Source organism: Gulosibacter sediminis (genome assembly GCF_023370115.1).
Taxonomy (GTDB): Bacteria; Actinomycetota; Actinomycetes; order Actinomycetales; family Microbacteriaceae; genus Gulosibacter; species Gulosibacter sediminis_A.
In genome coordinates this window covers 12,498-35,144 of the sequence record NZ_CP097160.1, presented here as the reverse complement: position 1 = coordinate 35,144, position 22,647 = coordinate 12,498, and the positions used below count along the sequence as shown (strand labels likewise).

General features: G+C 66.6%; 24 protein-coding genes and 1 riboswitch. Of the genes, 9 read left to right on the top strand and 15 right to left on the bottom strand.

What is annotated here, in order from left to right; translation table 11 throughout:
* The 4 genes from M3M28_RS00185 to M3M28_RS00170 form a co-directional block, all read right to left on the bottom strand.
* Positions 1-798: a PfkB family carbohydrate kinase gene (locus M3M28_RS00185; RefSeq protein WP_249386849.1), complete on the bottom strand. Its 798-nt coding sequence runs from the start codon at positions 796-798 to the stop codon at positions 1-3.
* Between the two features lie 75 nt (positions 799-873).
* Positions 874-2,427 carry a tripartite tricarboxylate transporter permease gene (locus M3M28_RS00180; protein ID WP_249386848.1) on the bottom strand — a complete coding sequence of 518 codons (1,554 nt, stop codon included), beginning with the start codon at positions 2,425-2,427 and terminating at the stop codon, positions 874-876.
* On the bottom strand, positions 2,427-3,053 hold the full coding sequence (locus M3M28_RS00175; protein WP_249386847.1) for a tripartite tricarboxylate transporter TctB family protein: 627 nt from the start codon (positions 3,051-3,053) through the stop codon (positions 2,427-2,429). The genes M3M28_RS00180 and M3M28_RS00175 overlap by 1 nt, the downstream gene beginning before the upstream one ends.
* Positions 3,050-4,018 (bottom strand): Bug family tripartite tricarboxylate transporter substrate binding protein, encoded by a 969-nt coding sequence (locus tag M3M28_RS00170; RefSeq protein WP_249386846.1) that lies wholly within the window; start codon positions 4,016-4,018, stop codon positions 3,050-3,052. The genes M3M28_RS00175 and M3M28_RS00170 overlap by 4 nt, the downstream gene beginning before the upstream one ends.
* A gap of 182 nt (positions 4,019-4,200) precedes the next feature.
* Between M3M28_RS00170 and M3M28_RS00165 the strand changes: the two genes are divergently transcribed.
* The 4 genes from M3M28_RS00165 (at position 4,201) to M3M28_RS00150 (ending at position 8,721) form a co-directional block, all read left to right on the top strand.
* On the top strand, positions 4,201-5,823 hold the full coding sequence (locus M3M28_RS00165) for an ATP-binding protein (protein ID WP_249386845.1): 1,623 nt from the start codon (positions 4,201-4,203) through the stop codon (positions 5,821-5,823).
* The gene (locus M3M28_RS00160; protein ID WP_249386844.1) at positions 5,820-6,518 is read left to right on the top strand and encodes a response regulator; all 699 of its coding nucleotides are present in this window, start codon (positions 5,820-5,822) and stop codon (positions 6,516-6,518) included. The genes M3M28_RS00165 and M3M28_RS00160 overlap by 4 nt, the downstream gene beginning before the upstream one ends.
* 66 nt (positions 6,519-6,584) lie before the next feature.
* Positions 6,585-8,057: an FAD-dependent tricarballylate dehydrogenase TcuA gene (tcuA, locus tag M3M28_RS00155; protein ID WP_249386843.1), complete on the top strand. Its 1,473-nt coding sequence runs from the start codon at positions 6,585-6,587 to the stop codon at positions 8,055-8,057.
* A gap of 22 nt (positions 8,058-8,079) precedes the next feature.
* On the top strand, positions 8,080-8,721 hold the full coding sequence (locus M3M28_RS00150; protein WP_249386842.1) for a GntR family transcriptional regulator: 642 nt from the start codon (positions 8,080-8,082) through the stop codon (positions 8,719-8,721).
* A 6-nt stretch (positions 8,722-8,727) separates the two neighbouring features.
* Here M3M28_RS00150 and M3M28_RS00145 read toward each other — a convergent pair whose 3' ends face one another.
* The 10 genes from M3M28_RS00145 to M3M28_RS00100 are packed head-to-tail and all read right to left on the bottom strand — an operon-like array spanning position 8,728 to position 17,866.
* Positions 8,728-10,017, bottom strand: coding sequence for an adenylosuccinate synthase (locus M3M28_RS00145; protein WP_249386841.1), 1,290 nt, complete (start codon positions 10,015-10,017; stop codon positions 8,728-8,730).
* Positions 10,018-10,061: 44 nt separating this feature from the next.
* Positions 10,062-10,487, bottom strand: a complete 426-nt coding sequence (locus M3M28_RS00140) for a DUF3151 domain-containing protein (RefSeq protein ID WP_249386840.1) — start codon at positions 10,485-10,487, stop codon at positions 10,062-10,064.
* 35 nt (positions 10,488-10,522) lie between these two features.
* Complete coding sequence (locus tag M3M28_RS00135; protein ID WP_249386839.1) at positions 10,523-12,007, bottom strand: aldehyde dehydrogenase; 1,485 nt, start codon at positions 12,005-12,007, stop codon at positions 10,523-10,525.
* Positions 12,000-12,749, bottom strand: coding sequence for an alpha/beta fold hydrolase (locus M3M28_RS00130; protein WP_249386838.1), 750 nt, complete (start codon positions 12,747-12,749; stop codon positions 12,000-12,002). The genes M3M28_RS00135 and M3M28_RS00130 overlap by 8 nt, the downstream gene beginning before the upstream one ends.
* Before the next feature lie 2 nt (positions 12,750-12,751).
* Entirely contained in the window at positions 12,752-13,318 is a 567-nt protein-coding gene (locus M3M28_RS00125) for an amino acid synthesis family protein (RefSeq protein WP_249386837.1), read from the bottom strand.
* The gene (locus tag M3M28_RS00120; protein ID WP_249386836.1) at positions 13,315-13,959 is read right to left on the bottom strand and encodes an amino acid synthesis family protein; all 645 of its coding nucleotides are present in this window, start codon (positions 13,957-13,959) and stop codon (positions 13,315-13,317) included. The genes M3M28_RS00125 and M3M28_RS00120 overlap by 4 nt, the downstream gene beginning before the upstream one ends.
* A gap of 19 nt (positions 13,960-13,978) precedes the next feature.
* On the bottom strand, positions 13,979-15,109 hold the full coding sequence (locus M3M28_RS00115; protein ID WP_249386835.1) for a zinc-binding dehydrogenase: 1,131 nt from the start codon (positions 15,107-15,109) through the stop codon (positions 13,979-13,981).
* Positions 15,093-16,136 (bottom strand): ABC transporter substrate-binding protein, encoded by a 1,044-nt coding sequence (locus M3M28_RS00110; RefSeq protein WP_249386834.1) that lies wholly within the window; start codon positions 16,134-16,136, stop codon positions 15,093-15,095. Before M3M28_RS00110 ends, M3M28_RS00115 begins: the two co-directional genes overlap by 17 nt.
* Before the next feature lie 45 nt (positions 16,137-16,181).
* On the bottom strand, positions 16,182-17,039 hold the full coding sequence (locus M3M28_RS00105; RefSeq protein WP_249386833.1) for an ABC transporter permease: 858 nt from the start codon (positions 17,037-17,039) through the stop codon (positions 16,182-16,184).
* A 2-nt stretch (positions 17,040-17,041) separates the two neighbouring features.
* Positions 17,042-17,866, bottom strand: coding sequence for an ABC transporter ATP-binding protein (locus M3M28_RS00100; RefSeq protein ID WP_249386832.1), 825 nt, complete (start codon positions 17,864-17,866; stop codon positions 17,042-17,044).
* Positions 17,867-17,953: 87 nt separating this feature from the next.
* Here M3M28_RS00100 and M3M28_RS00095 point away from each other — a divergent pair, with 87 nt between their 5' ends.
* From M3M28_RS00095 to M3M28_RS00075, 5 genes are all read left to right on the top strand, one after another.
* Positions 17,954-18,778, top strand: coding sequence for a GntR family transcriptional regulator (locus tag M3M28_RS00095; protein ID WP_249386831.1), 825 nt, complete (start codon positions 17,954-17,956; stop codon positions 18,776-18,778).
* Between the two features lie 61 nt (positions 18,779-18,839).
* On the top strand, positions 18,840-19,382 hold the full coding sequence (locus M3M28_RS00090) for a cysteine hydrolase family protein (RefSeq protein ID WP_249386830.1): 543 nt from the start codon (positions 18,840-18,842) through the stop codon (positions 19,380-19,382).
* Positions 19,383-19,430: 48 nt separating this feature from the next.
* Positions 19,431-19,554: riboswitch (FMN riboswitch) on the top strand.
* Complete coding sequence (locus tag M3M28_RS00085; protein ID WP_249386829.1) at positions 19,539-20,480, top strand: ABC transporter permease; 942 nt, start codon at positions 19,539-19,541, stop codon at positions 20,478-20,480. It overlaps the preceding riboswitch by 16 nt.
* Complete coding sequence (locus M3M28_RS00080) at positions 20,473-21,501, top strand: ABC transporter substrate-binding protein (RefSeq protein ID WP_249386828.1); 1,029 nt, start codon at positions 20,473-20,475, stop codon at positions 21,499-21,501. Before M3M28_RS00085 ends, M3M28_RS00080 begins: the two co-directional genes overlap by 8 nt.
* A 17-nt stretch (positions 21,502-21,518) precedes the next feature.
* Entirely contained in the window at positions 21,519-22,157 is a 639-nt protein-coding gene (locus M3M28_RS00075; RefSeq protein ID WP_193128054.1) for a TrmH family RNA methyltransferase, read from the top strand.
* Between the two features lie 9 nt (positions 22,158-22,166).
* On the opposite strand, the gene M3M28_RS00070 is transcribed toward M3M28_RS00075, so the two are convergent.
* Complete coding sequence (locus M3M28_RS00070; protein ID WP_249386827.1) at positions 22,167-22,646, bottom strand: septum formation family protein; 480 nt, start codon at positions 22,644-22,646, stop codon at positions 22,167-22,169.
* Position 22,647 lies beyond the last annotated feature (1 nt).

Sequence of the window (22,647 nt, the reverse complement as noted above, 5' to 3'; positions counted from 1 at the left end):
CTACTCGCCCTGCCAGACGACGTCGAACGGGGTGTTCGCCGAGATCGCGCGTTGGATGCCTGCGGTGACGAAGTCCTTCGCGGCATCGACCGCGTCGTGGAGCGACTTGCCCTGCGCGAGACCCGCCGAGACGGCGGTCGCGAGCGAGTCGCCGGCACCCGAGACGCCGGCCGTGCCGACCTTCGGGCGCGAGTACTCGACGAGCTCCGAGCCGTCCCAGAGCACGTCGACGGCGTTGTCGCCGGGGGTCGCGAGGCCGCCCTTGACGAGCACGGCCTTCGTGCCGAGCTCGGAGATCTTCTTCGCGGCGTCGCCGAGGCCCGCGACGGAGTCGATCTCGTCGACGCCCGCGAGCGTGCAAGTCTCGAAGTAGTTCGGGGTGATCACGTCGACGATCGGAAGGATCTCGGCGCGCAGCGCGTTGTCGATGTCGAGCGCCGCGCCGGGCTCCTGGCCCTTGCAGATGAGCACGGGGTCGCAGACGATGTTCGGCAGCTTCGCCGCGGTGAGGATGTCGCGCGTGGTCTCGATGGTCGGCACGGTGCCGAGCATGCCGATCTTCACGGATGCGGGCTGCCAGTCGGCGAGGATGGCCTCGGCCTGGTCGCGCAGCACCTGCGGGTCGATCGGCACGAAACGGTGGTTCCAGCCGTCCTTCGGGTCAAACGAGACGATGCAGGTGAGGGCGGCGGCGCCATAGACGCCAAGCTGCTGCAGCGTGCGCAGGTCGGCCTGCACACCCGCACCACCGGTGGCTTCCGAGCCGGCAAGAACAAAGGTGACGGGTGGGGTGGTCATGGAACTTCCTCGACATTGGGGTGGTGAACGACGTTCATTAGCCTACGCGCGTCACCACCCCACCGCATCCGTTCGTTACTTCGTGTCGAGGTGCTCGGGGATGCGCACGGCGACGGTCTGCGCCTCGAGCTTCGCCTTGCGGCGGTGCCGCAGGTGCTGCACGCCCGAGATGACGAGCGCCGCGGCGAGCACGAGGTAGAGGCCGATCGTGAACGGCGAGCTCCAGAGCACCGCGACGTCGCCCTCCGACACCGCGAGCGCACGGCGCAGTTCGGTCTCGGCGAGCGGGCCCAGTACGACGGCGATCATGACCGGCGCGAGCGGCACGCGGTACCGGCGCATGATGAGGCCCAGCACGCCGATGACGAACAGGATCCAGAGGTCAGACATCGACGAGCCCACGGCGTAGACGCCGAGCACGGCGAGCACGGTAATGCCGGCGTAGAGGTAGTGGTTCGGCACGCTGAGCAGCTTCGCCCACACACCGGCGAGCGACATGTTGATGAACAGCAGCACGAGCAGGCCGATGAGCAGCGAGGCGAGCAGCGTCCACACGAGATCGGCGTTGTTCGTGAGCAGCAGCGGGCCGGGCTGGAGGCCGAACTGCTGGAACGCGGCGAGGATGATCGCGGCGGTCGACGAAACCGGCAGGCCCAGTGCAAGCAGCGTGCCCATCGCCGTACCGGTGGTCGCGTTCCCCGCGGCCTCCGGTGCGGCGAGGCCGCGCAGCGAACCGGTCGTGCCGAACTCCTTGTCACCGCGACGCTTCGCGAGCGACTTCTCGGTGCCGTACGCGAGGAACGTCGGCACCTCGGAGCCGCCGGCCGGCACGATGCCGAAGGGCAGGCCGAAGGCGGTGCCGCGCAGCCAGGCGGGCAGGGCGTAGCGAAAGTCCTTCCACCCGAGCATCGCGCGGCGCTGCTGGATGGGCTTGACGACGGCCTCAGTGCCGACCTTCGACGCTTGGTCGAACACCTCGCCGAGCGCGAGCAGACCCACCGTGATGACGACGATCGAGAAACCGTCGAGCAGCTCGGGCGTGCCGAAGGTGTAGCGCTCGGTGCCCGAGGGGCCGTCGATGCCGATGAAGGTGAGCGCGAGGCCGATGCCGAGGGCGATGAGGCCTTTGACCACCGACTCCGACACGACCGATGACACGGCGAGGAACGCGAACACCGCGAGCGCGAAGTACTCGGCGGGGCCGAACATCGTCGCGAGGCGCATGAGCACGGGCATCATGAACACCGTGAGCAGCGTCGCGAGCAGGCCGCCGATGAAGGCGCCGATCGCGGCGGTCGCGAGCGCCTGGCCGGCCCGGCCGTTGAGCGCGAGCTTATGACCCTCGAAGGTCGAGGCGATCGCCGACGATTGACCGGGGGTGTTGAGCAGGATCGCGGCGGTCGAGTCACCGAACATGCCACCGAAGTAGATGCCAGCGAACATGATGAGCGCGGCCGTCGGGTCGAGCGAGAAGGTGATCGGCAGCAGCAGCGCCACGGCCATGGATGAGCCGAGGCCGGGCAGCACGCCGACCGCGGTGCCCATGATGGCGCCGAGCAGCACCCAGAGCATGTTGATGGGGGTGATCGCCGCGGCGAACCCCTGCATGAGCAGTTCGAGCTGTTCCATTAGAAGATCCCTCCGAGGAACCCGGCGGGCAGCGTGAGCCCGAGCAGGCCGCTAAAGACGAGCTGCACGATCGAGCTGATGAGCAGGCCGACGCCGAGGTTGAACCAGATGCGCTTCGAGCCGAAGCCGATCGTGACCGCGCCGAAGAGCAGCGCGGCGGTGATGACCCAGCCGAGCAGCGGCAGCAGCAGGATGAAGCCGAGCACGGCGCCGATCGTGACGCCGGTCGCGCGCCAGTTAATGTCGTGCGTCGGCGCATCGTCGTCATCGGCGGGGGCCTCGTGCTCGTGTTCCTGCTCGAGGGCGATGACCTGGGTGTTCGCGTTACCGACGTCGGTGAGCATTTCGCTCGAGACGTCGGGGCGCAGCGCGGTGTGTTCCTCGGTGCGCTTGCGCGGAATGATCGCGCGCACGAGCAGGTAGCCGCTCACGGCGGTGAGCAGGATGCCCACGAGCACGGGGAAGAACTCGGGGCCGGGCACGGCCTGGCCGCGCACCTCCATGGTGGCGGCGCCGTAGAACAGCACGGCCGCGATGGCGAGGCCGATCACCGAGATGATGACATCGCCCCATCGGATGGTGCGGGGTCGCGACTGGGTGCGGTCGCGGGTGGTGGTGGCGGTCATAGTCCGAGCTCCTCGACGATCGCGTTGACCTCTTGTTGTTGCTGGTCGATGAATTCCTCAAACTCGGGGCCGGTGAGGAACGTGTCGGTCCAGCTATTGCGCACGAGGGCCTCCTGCCACTCGGGCGAGTCGCGCATCTCGGTGACGATGTCGACGAGCTCCTGCTGCTCCGCGTCGGTGATGCCCGGCGGGGCGACGAAGCCGCGCCAGTTCGTCATCTCGACGTTGTAGCCCGCCTCGACGAGGGTCGGGGCGTCGACGCCCTCGACCGGCTCCGGCGCCGAGATCGCGATGAGCCGTAGCTCGCCCGCCTCGACCTGCGCGGCGACCTCGTTGTAGCCCGAGGCACCCGCGGTGGTGGTGTGCGAGAGCATCGCGCTCAGCGCATCCCCACCGCCCGAGTAGGCGATGTAGTTGACGTCGGAGGGGTTGATGCCGACCTCGCCCGCGAGCATCGCGGTGACGAGGTGCTCGATCGAGCCGAGCGAGCCGCCCGCGAACGAGAAGCCCGTCGGTTCGGCCTTCCACGCCTCGATGAAGTCGTCGAGGTCTTGAATCTCGCTGTCGGCGGGCACGACGATCGCCGCGTAGTCGTCGGCGATGCGCGCGATCGGCGTGACGTCGGCGAGGGTTTCGTTCGGCTTCGACACCGCGATGCCGCCGATCATGACGCCGCCCGTGACCATGAGGTAGTCGGCGTGGCCCTCCATCTGCACGCACTGCGAGAGCCCGATCGTGCCGCTCGCGCCGGGCACGTTGACGACCTGCGCGTTCGCGACGATGCTGTCGCCGCGCAGGGTCTGCTGGGCGGTGCGGGCGAAGCCGTCCCAACCACCGCCGGGCGCGGCGGGGGCCATGATCGTGATCTTCGAGCGCACGGTTGAGTTGGATGCGGTGGAAATCGCGTTTGCGAACGCGAATCCGGCGACGAGCGCGACCACCACCCCAAAAATGAGATTGCGCATGACTTTTGCCATCTGAACTCCGTTGTCCTGCTTGCATCAGCGAGTCGGCGCGGGCGGCCAGACTCACGAACACGCTAGGCAGGTGGGCGGGCCAGGCCGCCGTTTCGGCAAGTATCGGAACTTTTGGTCATTTCGGTCAGGGCGAGGCATGATGGGTGCGCCACTCCGAGAAAGACTCTGCAATGACGCGTACTCGCTCGCCTCGGCGCCTCAGCGGCGCGCTGTTTGCCGTGCAGATGGCGATCATCATCGCGGTCGTCGTCATCGTTGCGGTCGTCGGCGTCGTGCGCTCGGTGGCGGCGAATCAGGAGGCGACCGAGCAGCGCATCTACGGGCAGGCGCTCACCCTGAGCCACCTGCCGTCGGTGATCGACGCGATGCAGGGGCCGAACGCGCACGCCGAGATTCAGCCGATCGTCGACGCCGCGATGTCGTCGAGCGATTTCCGCTACATCACCGTCGTCGGCATGGACAACATCCGCGTCGCCCACGTCGACCCGTCGGAGGTCGGCGAGCCCGTCTCGTCCGACCACTCGGCGATCCGCCGCGGCGAGACCTTCGCCGGCGTCGAGGAGGGCACGCAGGGCATCACCTACCGCGTCAAGGTGCCGATTCGCACCGAGTCGGGCGAAGTCGTCGGCACGCTCTCGGTCGGCGAGCTCGTGAGCGAGATTCGCGACGACGCGCTCATGCAGGTCGTGCCGCTCGCCGCGGTGTCGCTGCTCGCGATCATCGCGGGCGCCGTGCTCGCGTGGTTCGTGTCGAAGTGGCTGCGCCGCAAGCTCTACGGCGTCGAGCCCGATCAGCTCGCGCAGCTGCTGCAGGCCCACCGCGCGGTCATGGAGAGCACGGAGGAGGGCGTCATCGCGACCGATGCCGACGGCCGCGTGCAGCTCGTGAACCGCGAGGCGGCGCGGATGCTCGGGGTCGCGTCCGAGGGTGAGCTCGAGGGCGCGGGGCTCGACGCCCTGCCCGAGGAGCTCGCGCAGCTACTCGAGGCCGAGCATCCGCCCGAGGATCTGCAGCTCGTGCACCTGCCGAGCGGCAGCGTCTACGTGCACGCGGCCGCGACCTGGGCCGACGGCCGGGCGATCGGGCGGATGCTCGCGATGCGCGACCGCTCGCAGCTCGACGACGCGATCGCCCGCCTCGAGCGCCAGCGCGAACAGGCACAGCTGCTGCGCATCGAGGCGCACGAGTTCGAGAACCGGATGCACGTGCTCTCGGGGCTGCTCGAGCTCGGCGAGTACGAGCAGGCGCGCGCCTACCTCGAGGAGCAGCCGAACGAGCTCGACCCGAACGCCGCATCCGAACTCGACCTCACCGCGCTCGAGCCGGCGCTGCTCGCCGCGCTCGTCTCGGCCCACGCCGCGGCGGCGTCGCGCGAGCACGTCACGCTCGAGCTCGACGATGACTCACACGTGCCCGCCGGCGTCACTGTGACCACCGACGATCTGCTCGTCGTCGCGAACCTCCTCACCAACGCCGTCGAGGCGACGGGCTTCGGCGGCACGGTGCGGCTCACGCTGCTCGCCGAGCCCGGCACGGGCTTGCTCGAAATCGTGGTCGAAGACGACGGCCCGGGCTTCGCGGCCTCGCCCGAGGTGCTCACCACCGGCGGCATCACCACGAAGCTCGACGAGCCCGAGCGGCACGGCATCGGCCTGTTCTCGGTGCAGGAGGTCGTGCGCGAGCGTGGCGGCGAGCTGCGCTTCGGCGTCTCCGAACTCGGCGGTGCCCAGGTCGAGGCCGACCTTCCGCTCGACTCCCCCGACACCGCATCCGGCGTAGGAGCCCCGCAGTGACCGACATTCGCACCCTCATCGTCGACGACGACTTCGCGGTCGGTCGGCTGCACGGCACGTTTCTCGAGCAGCTGCCGGGCTTCACGCTCGTCGGCAGCGAGCTCACGGCGGCGGCTGCGCTCGGCCGGCTGCGCCAGGGCGAAGTCGACCTGCTGCTGCTCGACCTCTACCTGCCCGACACGAGCGGGCTCGACCTGCTCCGGCGCATCCGGGCCGATGCCGGCCTGCGCGTCGACGTGCTCATGGTGAGCGCGGCGCACGAGCCCGAGCTCGTCGAGCAGGCGGGCGAGCTCGGCGTCGTCGACTTTCTGCTCAAGCCGTTCACGCGCGACGCGTTCACCGCGCGGCTGCAGACCTACGCCGCCTGGGCGCAGCAGCGGGCGCGGATGCGCGAGCGCGGCGAGATCTCGCAGGCGCAGGTGGATGCGCTGCTCGCGACCGGCGCGCATCCCGCCCCGAGCGCGACGCCGAAAGGACTCAGCGCCGCGAGCCGCGACCGGGTGATCGCGTCGCTGCGCCAGCAGCCCGCGCCCGTGACCGCGAACGAACTCGCCGAGCACACCGGACTCTCGCGGGTGAGCGCGCGGCGGTACCTGCAGCTGCTCGTGCACGAAGGGCTCGTCGAGATGCAGCCGCGCTACGGCGACACCGGCCGGCCGCAGCACGAGTATCGGTGGTCTGGCCGGCGCGACTAACACTCCTTGCGCGTCACGTCGGCATTCGGGTATACCTGGGTATACCGAAACCCGATGGAGGTCATCATGCCCGCAGCTCCCCTCGACACCGACGTCATCATCGTTGGCGGCGGCAACGCCGGATTCACCGCGGCCCACGCCGCCGCCGAGCGCGGCCGACGCGTCATCCTGCTCGAGGCCGGAGCGGCCGACATGGCCGGTGGTAACAGCTTTTACACCGCCGGCGCCACCCGCATCACCCACTCCGGCCTCGACGAGCTGCGCGAGTGGCTCGAGCCCGACGAACGCTGGGCGACCACCGTCGTGCCGCCGTACACCGCCGACGAGTACCGCGCCGACCTCGAGAAGGTCACCGAGGGGCGCAACGACCCCGAGCTCACCGAGGTGCTCGTGAGCGAGGTCACCCCGACGCTGCGCTGGCTGCAGGGCAAGGGCCTGAAGTACCGCCTCATGTACGAGCGCCAGGCCTATGAGCGCCCCGACGGCTCGTACCTCTTCTGGGGCGGGCTGCACGTCGGCAACGTCGGCGGCGGCGAGGGCCTCATCGCCGACCACACCCGGGTTGCGCAGGAATCGGGCATCGACATTCGCTACGGCCACCGGGCGAGCGAGCTACTCACCGAGGGCGACCGCGTCGTCGGCGTTCGCGTGACCACCGGAGAAGGCGAGGTCGAGCTGCGGGCCGAGTCGGTCATCCTCACCGCCGGTGGCTTCGAGGCGAACCCCGAGCTGCGCCGCGAGTACCTCGGCGAGGGCTGGGAGCACGCGAAGGTGCGCGGCACGCCCTACAACCAGGGCGACATGCTGCGCGCTGCGCTCGCGCTCGGTGCCGGGCGCGGCGGCGACTGGCAGACCTGCCACTCGGTGCAGTGGGATGCCTTCCTCCCCGAAAACGAGTCGAACCGCGAGCTCACGAACCGCCTCACGCGCCAGAGCTATCCGCTCGGCATCATCGTCAACCGCAACGGCGAGCGCTTCCTCGATGAGGGCGCCGACTTCCGCAACTACACCTACGCGAAGTACGGCAAGGAGATCCTGCGCCAGCCCGGCTCGGTCGCGTGGCAGATTTTCGACGCGAAGCTGCGGCCGATGCTGCGGGTCGAGGAGTACGACATGCCCGGCATCTCGGTCGAGCAGGCCGACACCATCGAAGAGCTCGCCGAGAAGATCGGCGTCGACCCGGCCGCGCTCGGTGAGACCGTGCGGTCGTTCAACGCGTCGATTGATCGCGACAAGCCCTTCGACCCGACGGTGAAGGATGCGCGCCGCGCCGACACGACACCCCCGAAATCGAACTGGGCGGCCGAGCTCGAGACCGGCCCCTTCTATGCCTTCGGCGTGACCTGCGGCATCACCTTCACGTTCGGCGGGCTGAAGGCGGACACCGAGGGGCGCGTGCTCAGCGAGAGCGGCGACGAGATCGCCGGCCTCTACGTTGCCGGTGAGATGCTCGGCGGCCTGTTCAGCAACAATTACCCTGGTGGTTCGGGCCTCGCGGCGGGCGTCGTGTTTGGTCGCCGCGCCGGCGCGATCGCCTAACGCCCTCACACAAAGCGAGCACATGAGCACGACCGACCCCGACAGCCTGATGATGGCCCTGCGCGACGAGATCCTCACGGGCGCGCTCGAGCCAGGCACGCCGCTGCGGGAGGCCGTGCTCGGTGAGCGGTTCGGGGTCTCGCGCACTCCGGTGCGGGAGGCCCTGACCCGGCTCACCGACCTCGGGCTGCTCGAGCGGCAGGGGCGCACGCTCTACGTCGCGACGCCCGACCCCGAGCGCATCCTCGGCACCTACAACGTGCGCATCGTGCTCGAGGGTGAGGCCGCAGCGGAGGCGGCCGCGAACCGCCAGTTCGGTGATCTGGTGAAGCTCGAGGGGCTAGTGCGCCGCGACCGCGCGCTCGAGTCGCCGAGCGACGCCGAGCGACTCACGACGAACCTCGAGTTTCACGCCGCGATCTGGGCCGCGGCGCACAACCCCGTGCTCGTCGACCTGCTCAACCGCCTCGCGCTACACCTCACGCACGCGCCGCACTCGACGCTCTCGGTCGGCGACCGCTGGGAGAGCTCGCTCGACGAACACGAGGCCCTCGTCGCGGCGATCGACGCCCGCAACGAAGACCTCGCGCGGCAGCTCGCGAGCGACCACATGCGGGCCGCGCGCGAGCTGCGCATCCGGTTGTTGCGGGGGTTGGGCACCTAGCTCGAGCTAGTCGCCGAGCAGGTTGTGCAGCTCGATGATGTGGTCGCGGGCCGGGCCCGTGCCGATCGCCGAGATGCGGGCGCCCGAGAGTTCCTCGACGGCCTTGACGTAGTCCTGCGCGTTCTTCGGCAGGTCGGCGAAGTCCTTGATGCCGGAGATGTCCTCCTGCCAGCCGGGGAACTCCTCGTAGATCGGCTTGGCGTGGTGCACGTCGGACTGCGACATCGGCATCTCGTCGAATCGGGTGCCATCGACGTCGTAGGCAACGCAGACGGGAATCGTGTCGAAGGTCGACAGCACGTCGAGCTTCGTCATGACGATGTCGGTGAACCCGTTGATGCGCGACGAGTAGCGGGCGACGACCGAGTCGAACCAGCCGGTGCGGCGCGGGCGACCCGTGGTGGTGCCGAACTCGCCGCCGCGCTGGCGCAACTTCTCGCCGACCTCGTCGTCGAGCTCGGTCGGGAACGGGCCCGAGCCGACGCGGGTGATGTACGCCTTCTGGATGCCGACGATGCGATTGATCGCGCGCGGTGAGACACCCGAACCCGTTGCAACGCCGCCTGCCGTGGCCGACGAGGAGGTCACGTACGGATAGGTGCCGTGGTCGATGTCGAGCATCGTGGCCTGGCCGGCCTCGAACACGACGATCTCGTTACGGTCGAGTGCCTCGTGCAGCTCGAGCGCGGTGTCGCCCACCATGGGGCGCAGGCGGTCGGCATACTGCAGCAGGTTGTCGGTGATTTCGTCGACGCTGAACGCGCGGCGGTTGAACGCCTTCACGAGCAGTTCGTTCTTCTGCACGAGCGCGCCCTCAACCTTCTGGCGCAGGATGTTCTCGTCGAAGAGGTCCTGAATGCGGATGCCCACTCGGGTCATCTTGTCGGCGTACGTCGGGCCGATGCCGCGGCCGGTCGTGCCGATGCGGCGCTTGCCGAGGAACCGTTCGGTCACCTGGTCGAGCGCGCGGTTGTACTCGGGGATCACGTGGGCGTTGCCCGAAACGCGCAGTTTCGACGTGTCGACGCCACGCTCGTCAAGGTGCTCGAGCTCTTCGAACAGCACGCCGAGGTCGACGACGACGCCGTTGCCGATCACCGGCGTGACGCCCGGCGTGAGGATGCCCGAGGGCAGCAGGTGCAGGGCGTACTTCTCGTCACCGATGACGACCGTGTGCCCGGCGTTGTTGCCGCCGTTGAACTTGACGACATAGTCAATGCGGCCGCCGAGAAGGTCGGTCGCCTTGCCCTTTCCTTCGTCGCCCCACTGACTCCCAATGATTGCTACGCCTGGCATGAGCTCCCTACCCTTTGCTAGCTAACACTTAACTCTACGTCGAGCTAGCCTCGCTCCGCCTCAATCGCGCCGATCGCGCTCGAATCGGCGTCGTTGAGCAGGTCGGTGAGGCGGTCGACTTCGCTCGTCTCGCCAATGGCCCGGGCCGACTCACGCAGCAGGTAGAAGCAGCGCAGCACGCCACGGTTCGGCTCGTGCGACCACGGCACGGGGCCCTGCCCACGCCAGCCCGCCTTGCGCAGCGCATCCAACCCGCGGTGGTAGCCGACCCGCGCGAACGCGTAGGCCTGGATGGTCTGGTCGGCCGAAAGCGCGAGGCTCGCGAGCTCCGACCAGGCAAGCGACGAGGCGGGATGCTTTTCAACAATCGCCTCGGTCGCCGCCTCGTTGTCGGGGAGGTTGCCGAGGTCGTCGAGAACCTCGGACTCCTCGGGCAGCAGTGTCTCCGGAATTCCAAGCAGGTTGTCCATGCCGCCTATTATCCCGGGGGCTACTGGAAGCTCGGCTATTTCGTCCGCATGACGAAGGGGTCGGCTGCGGGCGAGTCGTCAGTGTTGATCCAGACGCTCTTCAGTCGCGTGTAGTCGTACATCGATTCGATGCCGTGTTCGGTGCCGACGCCCGAGTCCTTGAAGCCCTGGCGCGGCGACTGCGGGCTCATCATCCGGTACATGTTGAACCAGATCGTGCCGGCATCGATGCCGCGGGAGAGTCGCACCATGCGGTTGAGATCGCGCGTCCACACGCCCGCGGCGAGGCCGTAGTTCGTGTCGTTCGCGAGCGCGAGCACCTCATTTTCGTGTTCGAAGGGCATGATCGCCGTCACGGGGCCGAAGATCTCTTCCTGCACGATGCGCATGTCCCGCGTCGTGTCAGTGAAGATCGTGGGCTGGAGGAAGTAGCCGGGCAGGTCGATCTCGGGGCGACGACCGCCGAAATGCAGGTTCGCGCCCTCGCGCTCCCCCACCTCGATGTACTCGCGCACCTTGTTGTACTGACCCTCAAAGGCGATTGGACCGAGCTCGGTCGTTTCGTCGAGCGGGTTGCCGAGCTTGATCGTCGAGGCGCGGGCAGTCACCCGCTCGAGCAGCTCGTCGAAGACCGACTTGTGCGCGAATACGCGGCTGCCGGCGATGCAGGTCTGGCCCGCTGCGGCGAAAACGCCGGCCACGATGCCGGTTGCGGCGTTCTCAATGTTGGCATCGTCGAACACGATCTGCGGGCTCTTGCCACCGAGTTCGAGCGTCGTCGTGACGAAGCGCGCGGCGGTCTTGGCCGCGATCGTCGAGCCCGTGCCCGTCGAGCCTGTGAACGAGATCTTCGCGATCTTTGGGTGGTCAACGAGCGGCGAGCCGGCGCGCACACCGGTGCCCGTGACGACGTTGACGACGCCAGCGGGGAAGCCGGCCTCGAGCGCAAGCTCGGCGAAGCGCAAGATGGCGCGGCTCGTGTACTCGCTCGGCTTGATGACGAGGGTGTTGCCCGCCGCGAGCGCGGGCGCGAGCTTCGAGGTCGTCAGGGTCAGCGGCGAGTTCCACGGGGTGATCGCACCGACGACGCCGATTGGCTCGCGCAGCGTGTAATTGAAGATGTCGGTCGACGCGGCCGGAATCGTGGCGCCCTGAATCTTGTCGGCGAGACCGCCGTAGTAAAAGAGGTACTCGGGCAGACCGCGCATCTGGCCCCGCATTTCGCGCAGCAGCTTGCCGTTGTCAAGGCTCTCGTACTCGGCGAGCTCGTCGGCGTGTTCACCGATGAGGTCGCCGAGACGGCGCAGCAAGTGGCCGCGCTGCGTCGCGGTGGTGCGGCGCCACACGGGCGACTCGAACGAGGCGCGCGCGGCCGACACCGCCAAATCCACATCGCGCTCGTCGCTGTCGGCGAGCTCGTAGAGCGTGTCGAGGGTCGCCGGGTTAGTGCTCGCGAGGTACTCCCCCGTGGCCGGGTCGCGGTACTCGCCGTTGATGAAATTGCCAAAGCGGTCAGCCATTGGTCGATCCTTCCGTGCTCCGCAGGTGGAGCTCGAGGTGATGAATGAACGCATCTTCGCGTTCGACCGGCAGCATGTGCCGGGTGTCGGGCACGATCACGGCCCGAGCACTTGGGATGAGCTGGGCGAGCCGCTCGCTCATCGCTGGCGTTGAGCCCGGGTCGAGTTCGCCCGTGATTGCGAGTGTCGGTGCCGCGATGCGTGGCAGGAGCGGCGCGACCTGGCGGTCTCCCGTCGCGAACACCTCGTAAGCAACGAGATACGAGTCGAGATCGTTTGCCCGCAGCATCTCGCGAGTGTGCTCACGCATCTCATCGGTGACGGCCGAGGTCGCCGGGTACCAGCGCTCAATCGATGCGTCGATCGATGAGGCAAACAGTTCTCGGGCCGTCGCGAGCCGGCCGGCGACCGCCTCGGCCTGCTCGGGGCTACGTTCGCAAACCGCGTTGACGCAGACGAGCGAGCGCACTCGCCGCTGCTGCGTCGCCGCGATCTGCTGCGCAATGAGCGCGCCGAGCGAGAAACCGACGAGCTGCACTGGCTCGGCGGGGAGGCGCCGAAGCACATCCTCAGCGAGCTCCGCCAGGGTCTTCGGGTCTCGCAGCGGCGGCTCGCCGCCGTGGCCCGGCAGGTCGAGCGCGATGGTCTCGGCCCAGCCGTCGGCCGTGAGGCGTGCGCGCACGCTGTCCCACATCGACCGATTCAGGCCGACGCCGTGGAGCAGCACTACCGGGGCGGCCATGGCTACTTCTTGTCGAAGTCGGTACCGAAGGCCGCGAGGCGCTGCTTCGGGCGACCCTGGTTCGCGGCGGCGAGAGCGATGAGGATTTCGCCGGGGTGGGGCGCGTCCGAGATGCGCACCTCGACCGACTGGTGGTGCGAGCGAATCTTCATGTCGGTGAAGTGCTTGAGCGGAATGTCGAAGGTCGTGCCCGCGGGGGCACGCTTCTCAACCGCCGGCAGCAGGGTCGACGCGTCAGTCGCCTTGCGGAAGTGGTCGCCGAACTGGAGCGTGTGAATGAGCGCGGAGCCGTGCTCGATCTCGCCCTCGGTGCCGACGATCGCGGCCTTGCCGTAGGCCTCGACGGGTTCGCCGAGCGCCTCGACGACGCGGGGGGCGAGGAGCGCGCCAAGCGCCGACGCGATCTCGTCGAGCCCTTCGTTGAGGTCGGCGACGTAGCCGCGGCCGTGCCACGGGTTGTCAATGACGGCCGCGACGATCGCAACGCGGTGGATCGGGGTGACCGCTTCGCCGCCCTCGAGCAGCGTCTCTTCAACGATGGTGGTGAGTTTGCGCGGGTTGATGCTCATGCGAGAAGTCCTTCCAGAATTCCGGCGTCGATGGGTCGGTCGGTGGTGCGGTCGCCGATGCGTGCAAACGGACGCGGCCCGGTTGAAGCTACGGCAATCACCGCGATTTCGTCCGGATGCGGAGCGTCAGGAAGCGCGACATCGATCGACTGGTAATGGTCGCGGTTCGTCGCGTGCGTCTTGTGCCACATCGGCACGCGCACGTGAGTCCCGGCCTCGGAGCGACCGTCGGTGAAGCAGAGCACCGAGGTGCCCTCGAGGAACTCGCGCACGAGGTTGCCGAAGTAGGGGGTGTGGATGAGGGCCCCGGCGTGCTCGAGTTCGCCCTCGGTGCCAACGATCGCGGCTTTCCCGAAGGTCTCGATATTCGCGGCGCCGCCGAGCGCGTCCAGGAGCCGGTCGCTGAGTACCTTGGCGAGGACCGGCGCAATGCGCTCCGTTTCCTCCTGCAGGCTCGTCAGGGGTTCGGTTCCGGCCCACGGATTCTTCAGGACTGCGACAGCCGCCGCCTGTCGAAGCGGAGTCGAAATGGACCACTCGAGGTCCGCCTGAATCTCCTCGGACGTCGTGGTGATTGTCCGCACTCCGAGGCGCGCCGCGATGTCGTGATAGCTATTCGCCTTACTGACTGTAAGCGTCACAATGACTTCCTTCAGTATCTTAGTTTTGGTGCATCAGAATGACCGGCTTGATGTCTCGCATCTCGCGCATGCTGAGCAGGGCGTCATTGACTTGATCCAACGAATACTTCGAAGTAATCATCTTGTCGAAATCAAAGCGTTCGGCCTCTTGCTCGAGAAACAACACCGCCTCGCGGTAATGGGTTACGGATCCCGAGAACGCACCGCGGACATCGAGGTTCTTCATGGTGATTCGGCCGGGAGCGCTCGGTACTTCCCAGGCGGCTACCTGCCCCATGAGGACATAGCGCGCACCCTTGGCCGCGAGTTCGAGACCTTCCGAAAATGCGCTGCGACCGCCCGACATTTCGAGCAGCTTCGTGGGGCGCCGCCCACCCGTCAGCCGGAGAACCTCCTCGGCGCGCTCGGCCACGCCACTGAACTCTTGGACCGACACGACCCCGGTCGCCCCGTATTGCTTGGCCAACGCCAAGCGATCGTCCGGACCTCCGATGGCGATGAGATTGCGGTAGAGGCCGCGCGACAACATCGCGATGACGAACAGTCCGATCGGCCCAGTGCCCTGCACCAGAATCGTGTCGCTTGGCTTGGTGCGTCCAAGCGTTTCCGCGGCATTTGCGGCAGATCGCACAGCACAGGCAGCAACGCTCGCGAGTTCGTCCGAAACCGCATCCGGCACTCGTACGCGACCCGAGTTCGGCAGCACGACCGCGTACTCCGAGAATCCCGCAACGCCATAGGGCTGCTCTTCGCTGTTCATATAGCCATACATTTGCGGTCGTTCGCACAGCGCCGAGTCGCGAGCGTTCTTGCAGCCTTCGCAAGCACCGCAGGGTGCGTGCGTCCAAATGACGCGGTCGCCCACGGCGAGCGCTTCGCCGAACGAGTCACGCTCAGCGCCCTCGCCCAGCGCCACGATCCGCCCGACCATTTCATGGCCCGGCACGGACGGGAGCGACGCCGGAATCGTCAGCTCGCCCATCCACCCGTGCACATCGGTGCCGCAGACCGAAGCAGCAAGAATTTCAACCAGGATCGATCGAGGTGCGAGTTCGGACGGCAGACGAATTTCTTCGAGCGTAAGGGGTGCCCCGTACTCGCGAACAACCGCCGCGCGAGCCGTTGACGGCAGATTACTCGCTGGCTTCATTTGCCTTCTCCGCGTACTCGTTCGTGAACGTTTCGGTCGGGCGTAGGTCGGTCAGTCCCTCAGCCGACTCCAGGAGCTGCACGTTGGCTTCGTACCCTCCCTCCGGCATCAGGCCATCGTCCGTGTAGATCTCGAGGTTCTTGTCGAGCACGTCCACGTAGCTGTCGAAGTCGTCGCCGATCAGGTCCTGCGGCATTGCCTCGGCGATCTCCTCGGCAGTGTGCTCGTGCATCCACTTGATGGCCCGCACGGTGGCGTTGACGATTGCCTGGGCAGTGTCGGGGTTGGCCTGAAGCCACTCATTCTTGGTGTAGAGGGTCTCTGCCGCGTACCCGCCTTCACCGAACAGTTCCGTCGTGCCCTCATGGGTGCGGGTGTCGATCAGGATGCCGGTTCCGTCGTTGCGCTCCTCGAACTGCGAGAACGCGGGCTCGAACATCCATCCTGCGACGACCTGTCCACCCTCCATGGCTGCAACGGCGCTCGAGCCGGTGCCGGTGGTGACGAGGCTGACGTCCGAGAGCTCCATGCCGTTTTCCTGCAGCGCCTGCTCGAAGTACGCTTGCTCCGCCGAGCCGGGAGCGGCGATACCGACCGGCTGCCCCTTGAGGTCGGCGATACTCGTGACTTCCCCCGAGCTGCTCGGAGGCGTCGCCAGCACAGCGCCAGGACTGTCCGAGAGCACGACGAAGGAGGTGTAGCCGCGCCCCTTCGACTGCATACGCAGTGTGTGGTCGTAGAAGCTTGCTGCGATCGGCGCAGAGCCCGACTCGACGGCCTCGAGGGCCTTGGTGCCCGACTGCAGGTCGCTGAGCTGGACGTTCACGCCCTCTTCCTCGAAGTAGCCGAGTTCGTCAGCGAGTACGAGCGGGATGTTGTGCAGGTTGGTCAGACCGGCAACAGCAATGACTGTTGCGTCACCGGAATTTGCTTGAGATGCGCTGCCGCTATCAGCGCAACCTGCGAGACCAATACCCAACGCGGCGACAGTAAGTCCGGCGGCGAGTCGTGAAAGTTTGTTCCTCATGACTAATTCCTAAAGCTAAAGATCTTGCAGACCGTCGTGAATTTGTTAGTTGGTGCCGACTGCGCGCCAGCGAAGGAGGCGCTTTTCGGCCAGCGTGATGAAGTATTCGATGATCAAGACGAAGACCATGAGCACGACCATGCCGGCAAACACGCTCGTCGTATCGAAGGTTCCCTGCGCCTGGGCAATGACGTAACCAATACCCCTGAAGGCGCCGAGGTACTCACCGATCACGGCACCGGTAATGGCGAAACCGACACTCGTGTGCAGGCTCGAGAAAATCCAGCTCACCGCGCTCGGCAGGTACACGCTCTTGAGCAGCTGCCACTCGGAGGCACCGAGCATCTTGGAGTTGTTGACCAGCACACGAGGCACGCTGCGCATGCCCTCGAGGGTGTTGAAGAACACGACGAAGAACACCAGCGTCGCCGCGAGTGCAACCTTCGAACCAATGCCGATGCCGAACCACAGCAGGAAGATCGGGGCGAGGACCAGACGCGGGAGGGCATTGATCATCTTGATGAACGGGTCGAACAGCTGCGCTAGGAAGTCAACTCGGCCAAACAACACGCCAAACGCCATGCCGCCAAGAACACCGATGATGAACGCGAGGAGCGTCGCCTGCGTCGTCGCGATCAAGTGGGTGTAGATCGAACCCGTCGCAAACCATTCGACGATGCGCGAGAACACCATCGTGGGTTCGCTAAAGAAGAAAGTGTCCAGCACACCCGTTGTCGAACCCAGCTGCCACAGGGCCAGCAGGATGACGCCAACGATGATCTGGTACAGCAGCATGCGTGCCTTCTTCGCGCGCAGTTGCTGCGCGGGACGCACGGCCTTGGTCTTCGTATTGTTCTCCGAAGAGGTGATCAGGGCTTCTGTGGATGATGCGAGTTGCGTCATGGCTACTCCGCCTCCCCCTCGGTCAGGTGGTACGTCTTCATAACTTCCTCTTTGAGGCAGTCCCAGACCTCGCTGTAGATGCGCTGAAACACCGGGTCGCGCTTGATCTCAAGCAAGTCACGGGGCCGTTCAAGTGGCACTTCGAAGCGGCCAACGATGTTGCTCGCGGGACCGGCGCTGAGCACAATGATTTCGTCCGACAGCGCGACGGCTTCGTCCAAATCGTGCGTAACAAAGAGCGTGGCCGCACGGTTTGCCGACCACAGGTTGAGCAGCTCGCCCTCCATGACGAGGCGTGTTTGCACGTCCAGGGCAGAGAACGGTTCGTCCATGAGGATCAGGCTTGGGTTCGTGATCCACATCTGCGCCATGGATACGCGCCGGCGCTGTCCACCGCTGAGCTGAGCGGGGAACCGCTTCTCAAACCCTTTCAAACCGACTCGAGCAAGCCACTCTGTGGCTTCCTTCTTCGCCTCGGCAGAAGAGATGCCCCGATAGTTCAGCGCTAGCGCGACGTTATCGAGCGCCGTACGCCACGGAAGCAGTGCGTCTTGCTGAAAGAGATATCCAGCTTCTTTATTCAGGCCCTTGAGTTCGCGGCCTTTCACCAGAACGGTGCCCTGAGTTGGGTTCAATAGCCCGGCCGACATGTTGAGAATTGTCGACTTACCGGAACCTGTTGGCCCCACAACTGAAGTGAATTTGCCCGCTTCAGCAGTTAGTGAAATATCTCGAACGGCCGTGTAGGTGCCCGAGCCTTGGTCAGGGAACGTGATCGCGCAATCGATCAGTTCCACGGTGGTGGTGGAGGCGGTCGTCTTCGACACTTGGTCATCTGTGATTGTGGTCACCATCATCCCCTCGTCAAGTGCGCCACATGGATCAACCGTGACGCATCTTGTATGCATGACATCATGACCGTATCCAGGTCACAACATCGTGTCAAGCATGTTTTCCGGGCAATTTTGGCGAGATTGTTGGGCTCGATCTCCGCTTGTGGCATACAAGAGCACTCCTGTAATGTCATAAGTGCCCGCCACATGCATGCAACGGAGGTAGCCATGGGGTCACCGCAGCCCGACGATGCGCCGGTACTTGACCGCATCCGAGCGAAGATCGTCAACGGCGAGTTCATGCCCGGCGACCTCCTCGCGGAGACTCGCCTCGCAGAACAACTCGACGTCAGTCGCACACCGATTCGCGAAGCCTTTAAACAATTGAAGATTGAAGGCCTCATCGAAATCCGCCCGCGCGTCGGCACATTTGTGCGCAAGCCCACGCAGCGCGAGGTCATCGAACTCTTTCAGCTCAAGGAATCTCTCGAAGGGCTCGCGGCCAATCTGCTTACTCGCCGAGGCCACACTGAAGATCTCGAGGTATTGATCGACAATGTCCAAAAAGAAAAGGACGCGGTTGCCGCGGGCGATCGTCAGGCCTATTCCGAACTCGTTCATCACTTCCATACGACCCTGGTGCGCGGGGCCGACAACCAGAAGCTCTCCGTGCACTACGACCTGCTCATGAACCAGCTCGCCTACCAGCAGATCGTGCAGCAGACGATCCGGCTGCCAGGTCGCCTCGAAGACTCGCTGAGCGAGCACGAGAAGATCGTCAACGCCATCCAGATGAAGGACCCGTTGATGGCCGAGCTCATTGCGCGCCGCCACGTCGTGGCCTCAGGCGAATCGGCCTCGGTCGCCGCATTCCATGAGTTGCAGAACCAAGCCACTGCCGACTGAGCCCGCGCCGGGGCACAATCGATAGGAGAGCATCCTTCAACTCGATCTCGGAGGCAGCACCGTGATTCCCGCCGACGCACAACTCATTGCCATCGACATGCAGCGGGTCTTCCGAGACCCCGACAGTGTGTGGTGCTGTGCCGGCTTCGACGCCGCCCTGCGCAACATCGAACGGCTCGCGGCCGCCGTCTCGACGCCGCCCATCTTCACCCGCTTCGTGCGCGACCCTGCCGAGGTTGGCACCTGGCGCGAGTACTACGACCGCTGGCCCACCACTCGACTCCCGCCCGACGACCCAGCGTGGGAGCTCGAGATCGGCTCGCTCACCGCATCCGACACCCTCGACGCCCCAATGTTCTCGAAGTGGGGCAACGAACTCGCCCGCCTGCCGATCACGACGCCGCTCATTCTTACTGGCGTCGCCACCGACTGCTGCGTACTCGGCACCGCCCTCGGCGCCATCGACGCTGGCCGCAAGGTGATCGTGGTGACCGACGCCTGCGCTGGCGGCACCGATGACGCCCACGCGAAGGCACTCGAACTCCTCGGCCTGCTCGACCCGCTCATCACCCTCGTCACCACGGACGAATTGCTCGGGCAGTAACAAACCGTCGCCTGGTTCCGGGGCGCGTGTACAGTGAACGAACGAGTACACGTGCTCCGGGGTCGGTGAAAATCCGAGCCGGCGGTAAAGTCCGCGACCCGCATCTCACGATGCGGCTGATTCGGTGCAATTCCGAAACCGACGGTTAAAGTCCGGATGGGAGGCGCGCGGTACCTGACGTTCACGAACGTCGAGCAGTGCGTAACCCCGGGGCCAGATCTGGAGGACCCGATGGAGCGCACGAGCCGCGCCTGGCCGCGCTTTGTCGCGCCGGCGGCCCTCGCCGTCGTGCTCCTCACGGTTTGGGAGCTCGCGGTGCGCAGCGGCGTCATCAGCGAGGAGTTCCTGCCCACGCCCAGCGCACTCGCGGTGCGCTTTTTCACCGAGATCGTCGACGGCCCACTGCTGCAGTACACCGGCGTCACCCTCGTCGAAGCGCTGCTCGGCACGCTCATCGCGGTGCTCGTGGCGGTGCCCCTCGGCTACCTCATCGCCCGCGTCGTGTGGGTCGACCTTGCGCTCACGCCCTACGTCACGGCGTCACAGGCGATCCCCGCCGTCGCGGTCGCGCCCCTGCTCGCGCTCTGGATCGGCTACGGCCTCACCCCGATCGCCATGCTCTGCGCGGTCGTCGCGTTCTTCCCGATGCTCGTCACGACGATCCTCGGCGTGCGCGCCCTGCCGAGCGATGTCATCGAAGCGGCGCGTCTCGACGGCGCGAACTGGTGGCAGACCCTGCTCTGGGTCGAGGCGCCGCTCGCGATGCCGAGCGTGCTCGCGGGCCTGCGCGCCGGCACCGCCCTCTCGATCACCGGCGCCGTCGTCGGCGAGTTCACGATGGGCGGCCGCGGCCTCGGCATGCTGCTCACCCTTTTCCGCGACGCGAACGACACCGAAGGCCTGTTCGCGACCCTGATCATGCTCGTGATCCTCGCCGTCGGCCTGTTCACGATTTTGCGCGTGCTGGATGCGGTGCTCACCGCCCGCTCGCGCGCCCGCTCTGCCGACACCCTCAACTCGCTCGATTCGCTCGACACTGACGAGATTCACCTCGTCCCACCGGCCGAGCCCTCCCCCAAAGGATCCGCGCATGTCTAGGTTTACCCGACTCGTCCGCGCCGCCGCAGTCGCGGCCGCCGCGGCACTCGCCCTCGCCGGCTGCCAAGGCGGCGCATCCTCGCCCGAAGCGAGCGGCGCATCCGGCGACACCCTCACCATCGGTCTCACCTACACCCCGAACGTGCAGTTCGCGCCGTTCTACGTCGCCGAGGATCTCGGCTACTTCGACGAGGCCGGCGTCAACGTCGAACTGCGCCACCACGGCGAGAGCGAGGAGCTGTTCGGCGCGCTCAAGGGCGGCACCGAGCAGCTCGTCTACGCCGGCGGCGACGAGATCACGCAGGCTGCCGCGGGCGGCGTCGACCTGCAGTCAGTCGCAACGCTCTACAACACCTACCCCGCGGTGCTCATCGTGCCGGAGGACTCCGAGATCACGACGGCCGAGGACCTCAAGGGCCACACCGTCGGCCTGCCCGGCCTCTACGGCCAGACCTACTTCGCGCTGCTTGCGATGCTCGACGAGGCGGGCCTGAGCCAGGACGACGTGGACATCCAAGCCATCGGCTACACGCAGCAGGCAGCCCTGTCGGGCGGGCGTGTGGATGCGGTGATGGGCTTCGCGAACAACGACGCCGTGCAGTTCGAGCAGCAGGGCTTCGCGATTCGCACGATCGACGCGGTCGACCCCGCGCATCCGACCCTCGTCGGCCCGGCCGTGGCCGCCGATGCCGCGACAATCGCCGACCGCGGCGACGACGTGAGCCGGGTGCTCGAGGCCGTGCAGAAAGCAATCGAGTACATCGCCGAGAACCCGGAGGAGGCCGTCAAGATCACCGCGAAGTACGTGCCCACCCTCACGAGCGACGAGCAGAAGGCCGCTGCGCTCGCGACGCTCAACGCGACGATCCCGCTCATGGAGCCGCTCGGCGATGCGCCGCTGCTCACGAACGACCCCGACACCTGGGCCGCGATGGCCGAGTTCATGTTCTCGTCGGGCCTCATCGACACCGAGGTTGCGCCCGAGTCGCTCTACACGAACGCCCTGCTGCCGAGCGCGTAGCGGCACAATAGAGCGAGATGAATGAGCAGTCACCAACGCACGAGTTGAGCACGTGGGGCGTCGGCCCCTGGCAGGGCGAGTGGCCCGACGACCCCCGGTACGACCCCGAGTTACTGGAGCACGGCGACACTCGCAACGTCATCGACCGGTTTCGGTACTGGAAGATGCAGGCGATCGTCGACGACCTCGACACGACGCGGCACCCGTTCCACGTCGCCATCGAAAACTGGCAGCACGACATGAACATCGGCTCGATCGTGCGCAGCGCGAACGCGTTCGGCGCGAACACGGTGCACATCGTCGGCCGCAAGCGGTGGAATCGCCGTGGTGCCATGGTCACCGACCGCTACCAGCACGTCGTGCACCACGAGACGATCGAGGCGTTCGCGGCCTGGGCGCGCGAGGCCGGCATGCCGATTCTCGCCATCGACAATGTGCCCGGCTGCGTGCCGATCGAGACCACCGCGCTGCCCGAGCGCTGCGTGTTCCTCTTCGGGCAGGAGGGGCCGGGGCTCACGCAGGAGGCCGTGGATGCGTCGGAGCAGGTAATCGAGATCACCCAGTTCGGTTCGACGCGCTCGATCAACGCGTCGGCGGCCGCGGCCGTGACGATGCACGACTGGGTGCTACAGCACGTCTACGGACGCCGGCCGTAGTTTTGCGGGCTACTGCGTTGGCGTGGCGGAAGCCGTTGCGGCCGCTTCGTCGGTCACCGAGAAGCAGACGTAGTTGCGCTCGCCGGCGGCCCAGTCTCCTTCGAGCGGCCAGCGCACCTGCAGTTCGGTGATGTCGCTCGGGTAGTCGTCGAGTCCCTCGCACGCGAGCACGGCCCAGTCCGCGAGCGCGTCGTCGCCCGGCCAGTCGGCACCGGCGTCGACGTAGTCGGTCGCGTCGACCGTGCCGATCACCTCGGCGGCGTGCGGCTGCGAGCACGGCACATCGTCAAACTCGAGCTGCCAGGCGTCGTCGAACTCGGCGACGCACGTGCCCGCCTCGGCCTCGAAGATGCTCGGGGGTTCGGTCGGAGTCGGCGTCGGCGACGCCTCGGGCACGCCGAGCGGTCGCCAGAGCCAGCCGACGACGGCACCCACGAGGAGCACCACCACGGCAGCGGCGATCGCGATGCCGCGCCGGCCTGCGGCCACG

Coding starts and splice junctions, on each gene's coding strand:
- M3M28_RS00185 (WP_249386849.1), bottom strand. CDS start 798: ATGACCACCCCACCCGTCACCTTTGTTCTTGCCGGCTCGGAAGCCACC.
- M3M28_RS00180 (WP_249386848.1), bottom strand. CDS start 2,427: ATGGAACAGCTCGAACTGCTCATGCAGGGGTTCGCCGCGGCGATCACC.
- M3M28_RS00175 (WP_249386847.1), bottom strand. CDS start 3,053: ATGACCGCCACCACCACCCGCGACCGCACCCAGTCGCGACCCCGCACC.
- M3M28_RS00170 (WP_249386846.1), bottom strand. CDS start 4,018: ATGCGCAATCTCATTTTTGGGGTGGTGGTCGCGCTCGTCGCCGGATTC.
- M3M28_RS00165 (WP_249386845.1), top strand. CDS start 4,201: ATGACGCGTACTCGCTCGCCTCGGCGCCTCAGCGGCGCGCTGTTTGCC.
- tcuA (WP_249386843.1), top strand. CDS start 6,585: ATGCCCGCAGCTCCCCTCGACACCGACGTCATCATCGTTGGCGGCGGC.
- M3M28_RS00150 (WP_249386842.1), top strand. CDS start 8,080: ATGAGCACGACCGACCCCGACAGCCTGATGATGGCCCTGCGCGACGAG.
- M3M28_RS00145 (WP_249386841.1), bottom strand. CDS start 10,017: ATGCCAGGCGTAGCAATCATTGGGAGTCAGTGGGGCGACGAAGGAAAG.
- M3M28_RS00140 (WP_249386840.1), bottom strand. CDS start 10,487: ATGGACAACCTGCTTGGAATTCCGGAGACACTGCTGCCCGAGGAGTCC.
- M3M28_RS00135 (WP_249386839.1), bottom strand. CDS start 12,007: ATGGCTGACCGCTTTGGCAATTTCATCAACGGCGAGTACCGCGACCCG.
- M3M28_RS00130 (WP_249386838.1), bottom strand. CDS start 12,749: ATGGCCGCCCCGGTAGTGCTGCTCCACGGCGTCGGCCTGAATCGGTCG.
- M3M28_RS00125 (WP_249386837.1), bottom strand. CDS start 13,318: ATGAGCATCAACCCGCGCAAACTCACCACCATCGTTGAAGAGACGCTG.
- M3M28_RS00115 (WP_249386835.1), bottom strand. CDS start 15,109: ATGAAGCCAGCGAGTAATCTGCCGTCAACGGCTCGCGCGGCGGTTGTT.
- M3M28_RS00110 (WP_249386834.1), bottom strand. CDS start 16,136: ATGAGGAACAAACTTTCACGACTCGCCGCCGGACTTACTGTCGCCGCG.
- M3M28_RS00105 (WP_249386833.1), bottom strand. CDS start 17,039: ATGACGCAACTCGCATCATCCACAGAAGCCCTGATCACCTCTTCGGAG.
- M3M28_RS00095 (WP_249386831.1), top strand. CDS start 17,954: ATGACCGTATCCAGGTCACAACATCGTGTCAAGCATGTTTTCCGGGCA.
- M3M28_RS00085 (WP_249386829.1), top strand. CDS start 19,539: ATGGGAGGCGCGCGGTACCTGACGTTCACGAACGTCGAGCAGTGCGTA.
- M3M28_RS00080 (WP_249386828.1), top strand. CDS start 20,473: ATGTCTAGGTTTACCCGACTCGTCCGCGCCGCCGCAGTCGCGGCCGCC.
- M3M28_RS00075 (WP_193128054.1), top strand. CDS start 21,519: ATGAATGAGCAGTCACCAACGCACGAGTTGAGCACGTGGGGCGTCGGC.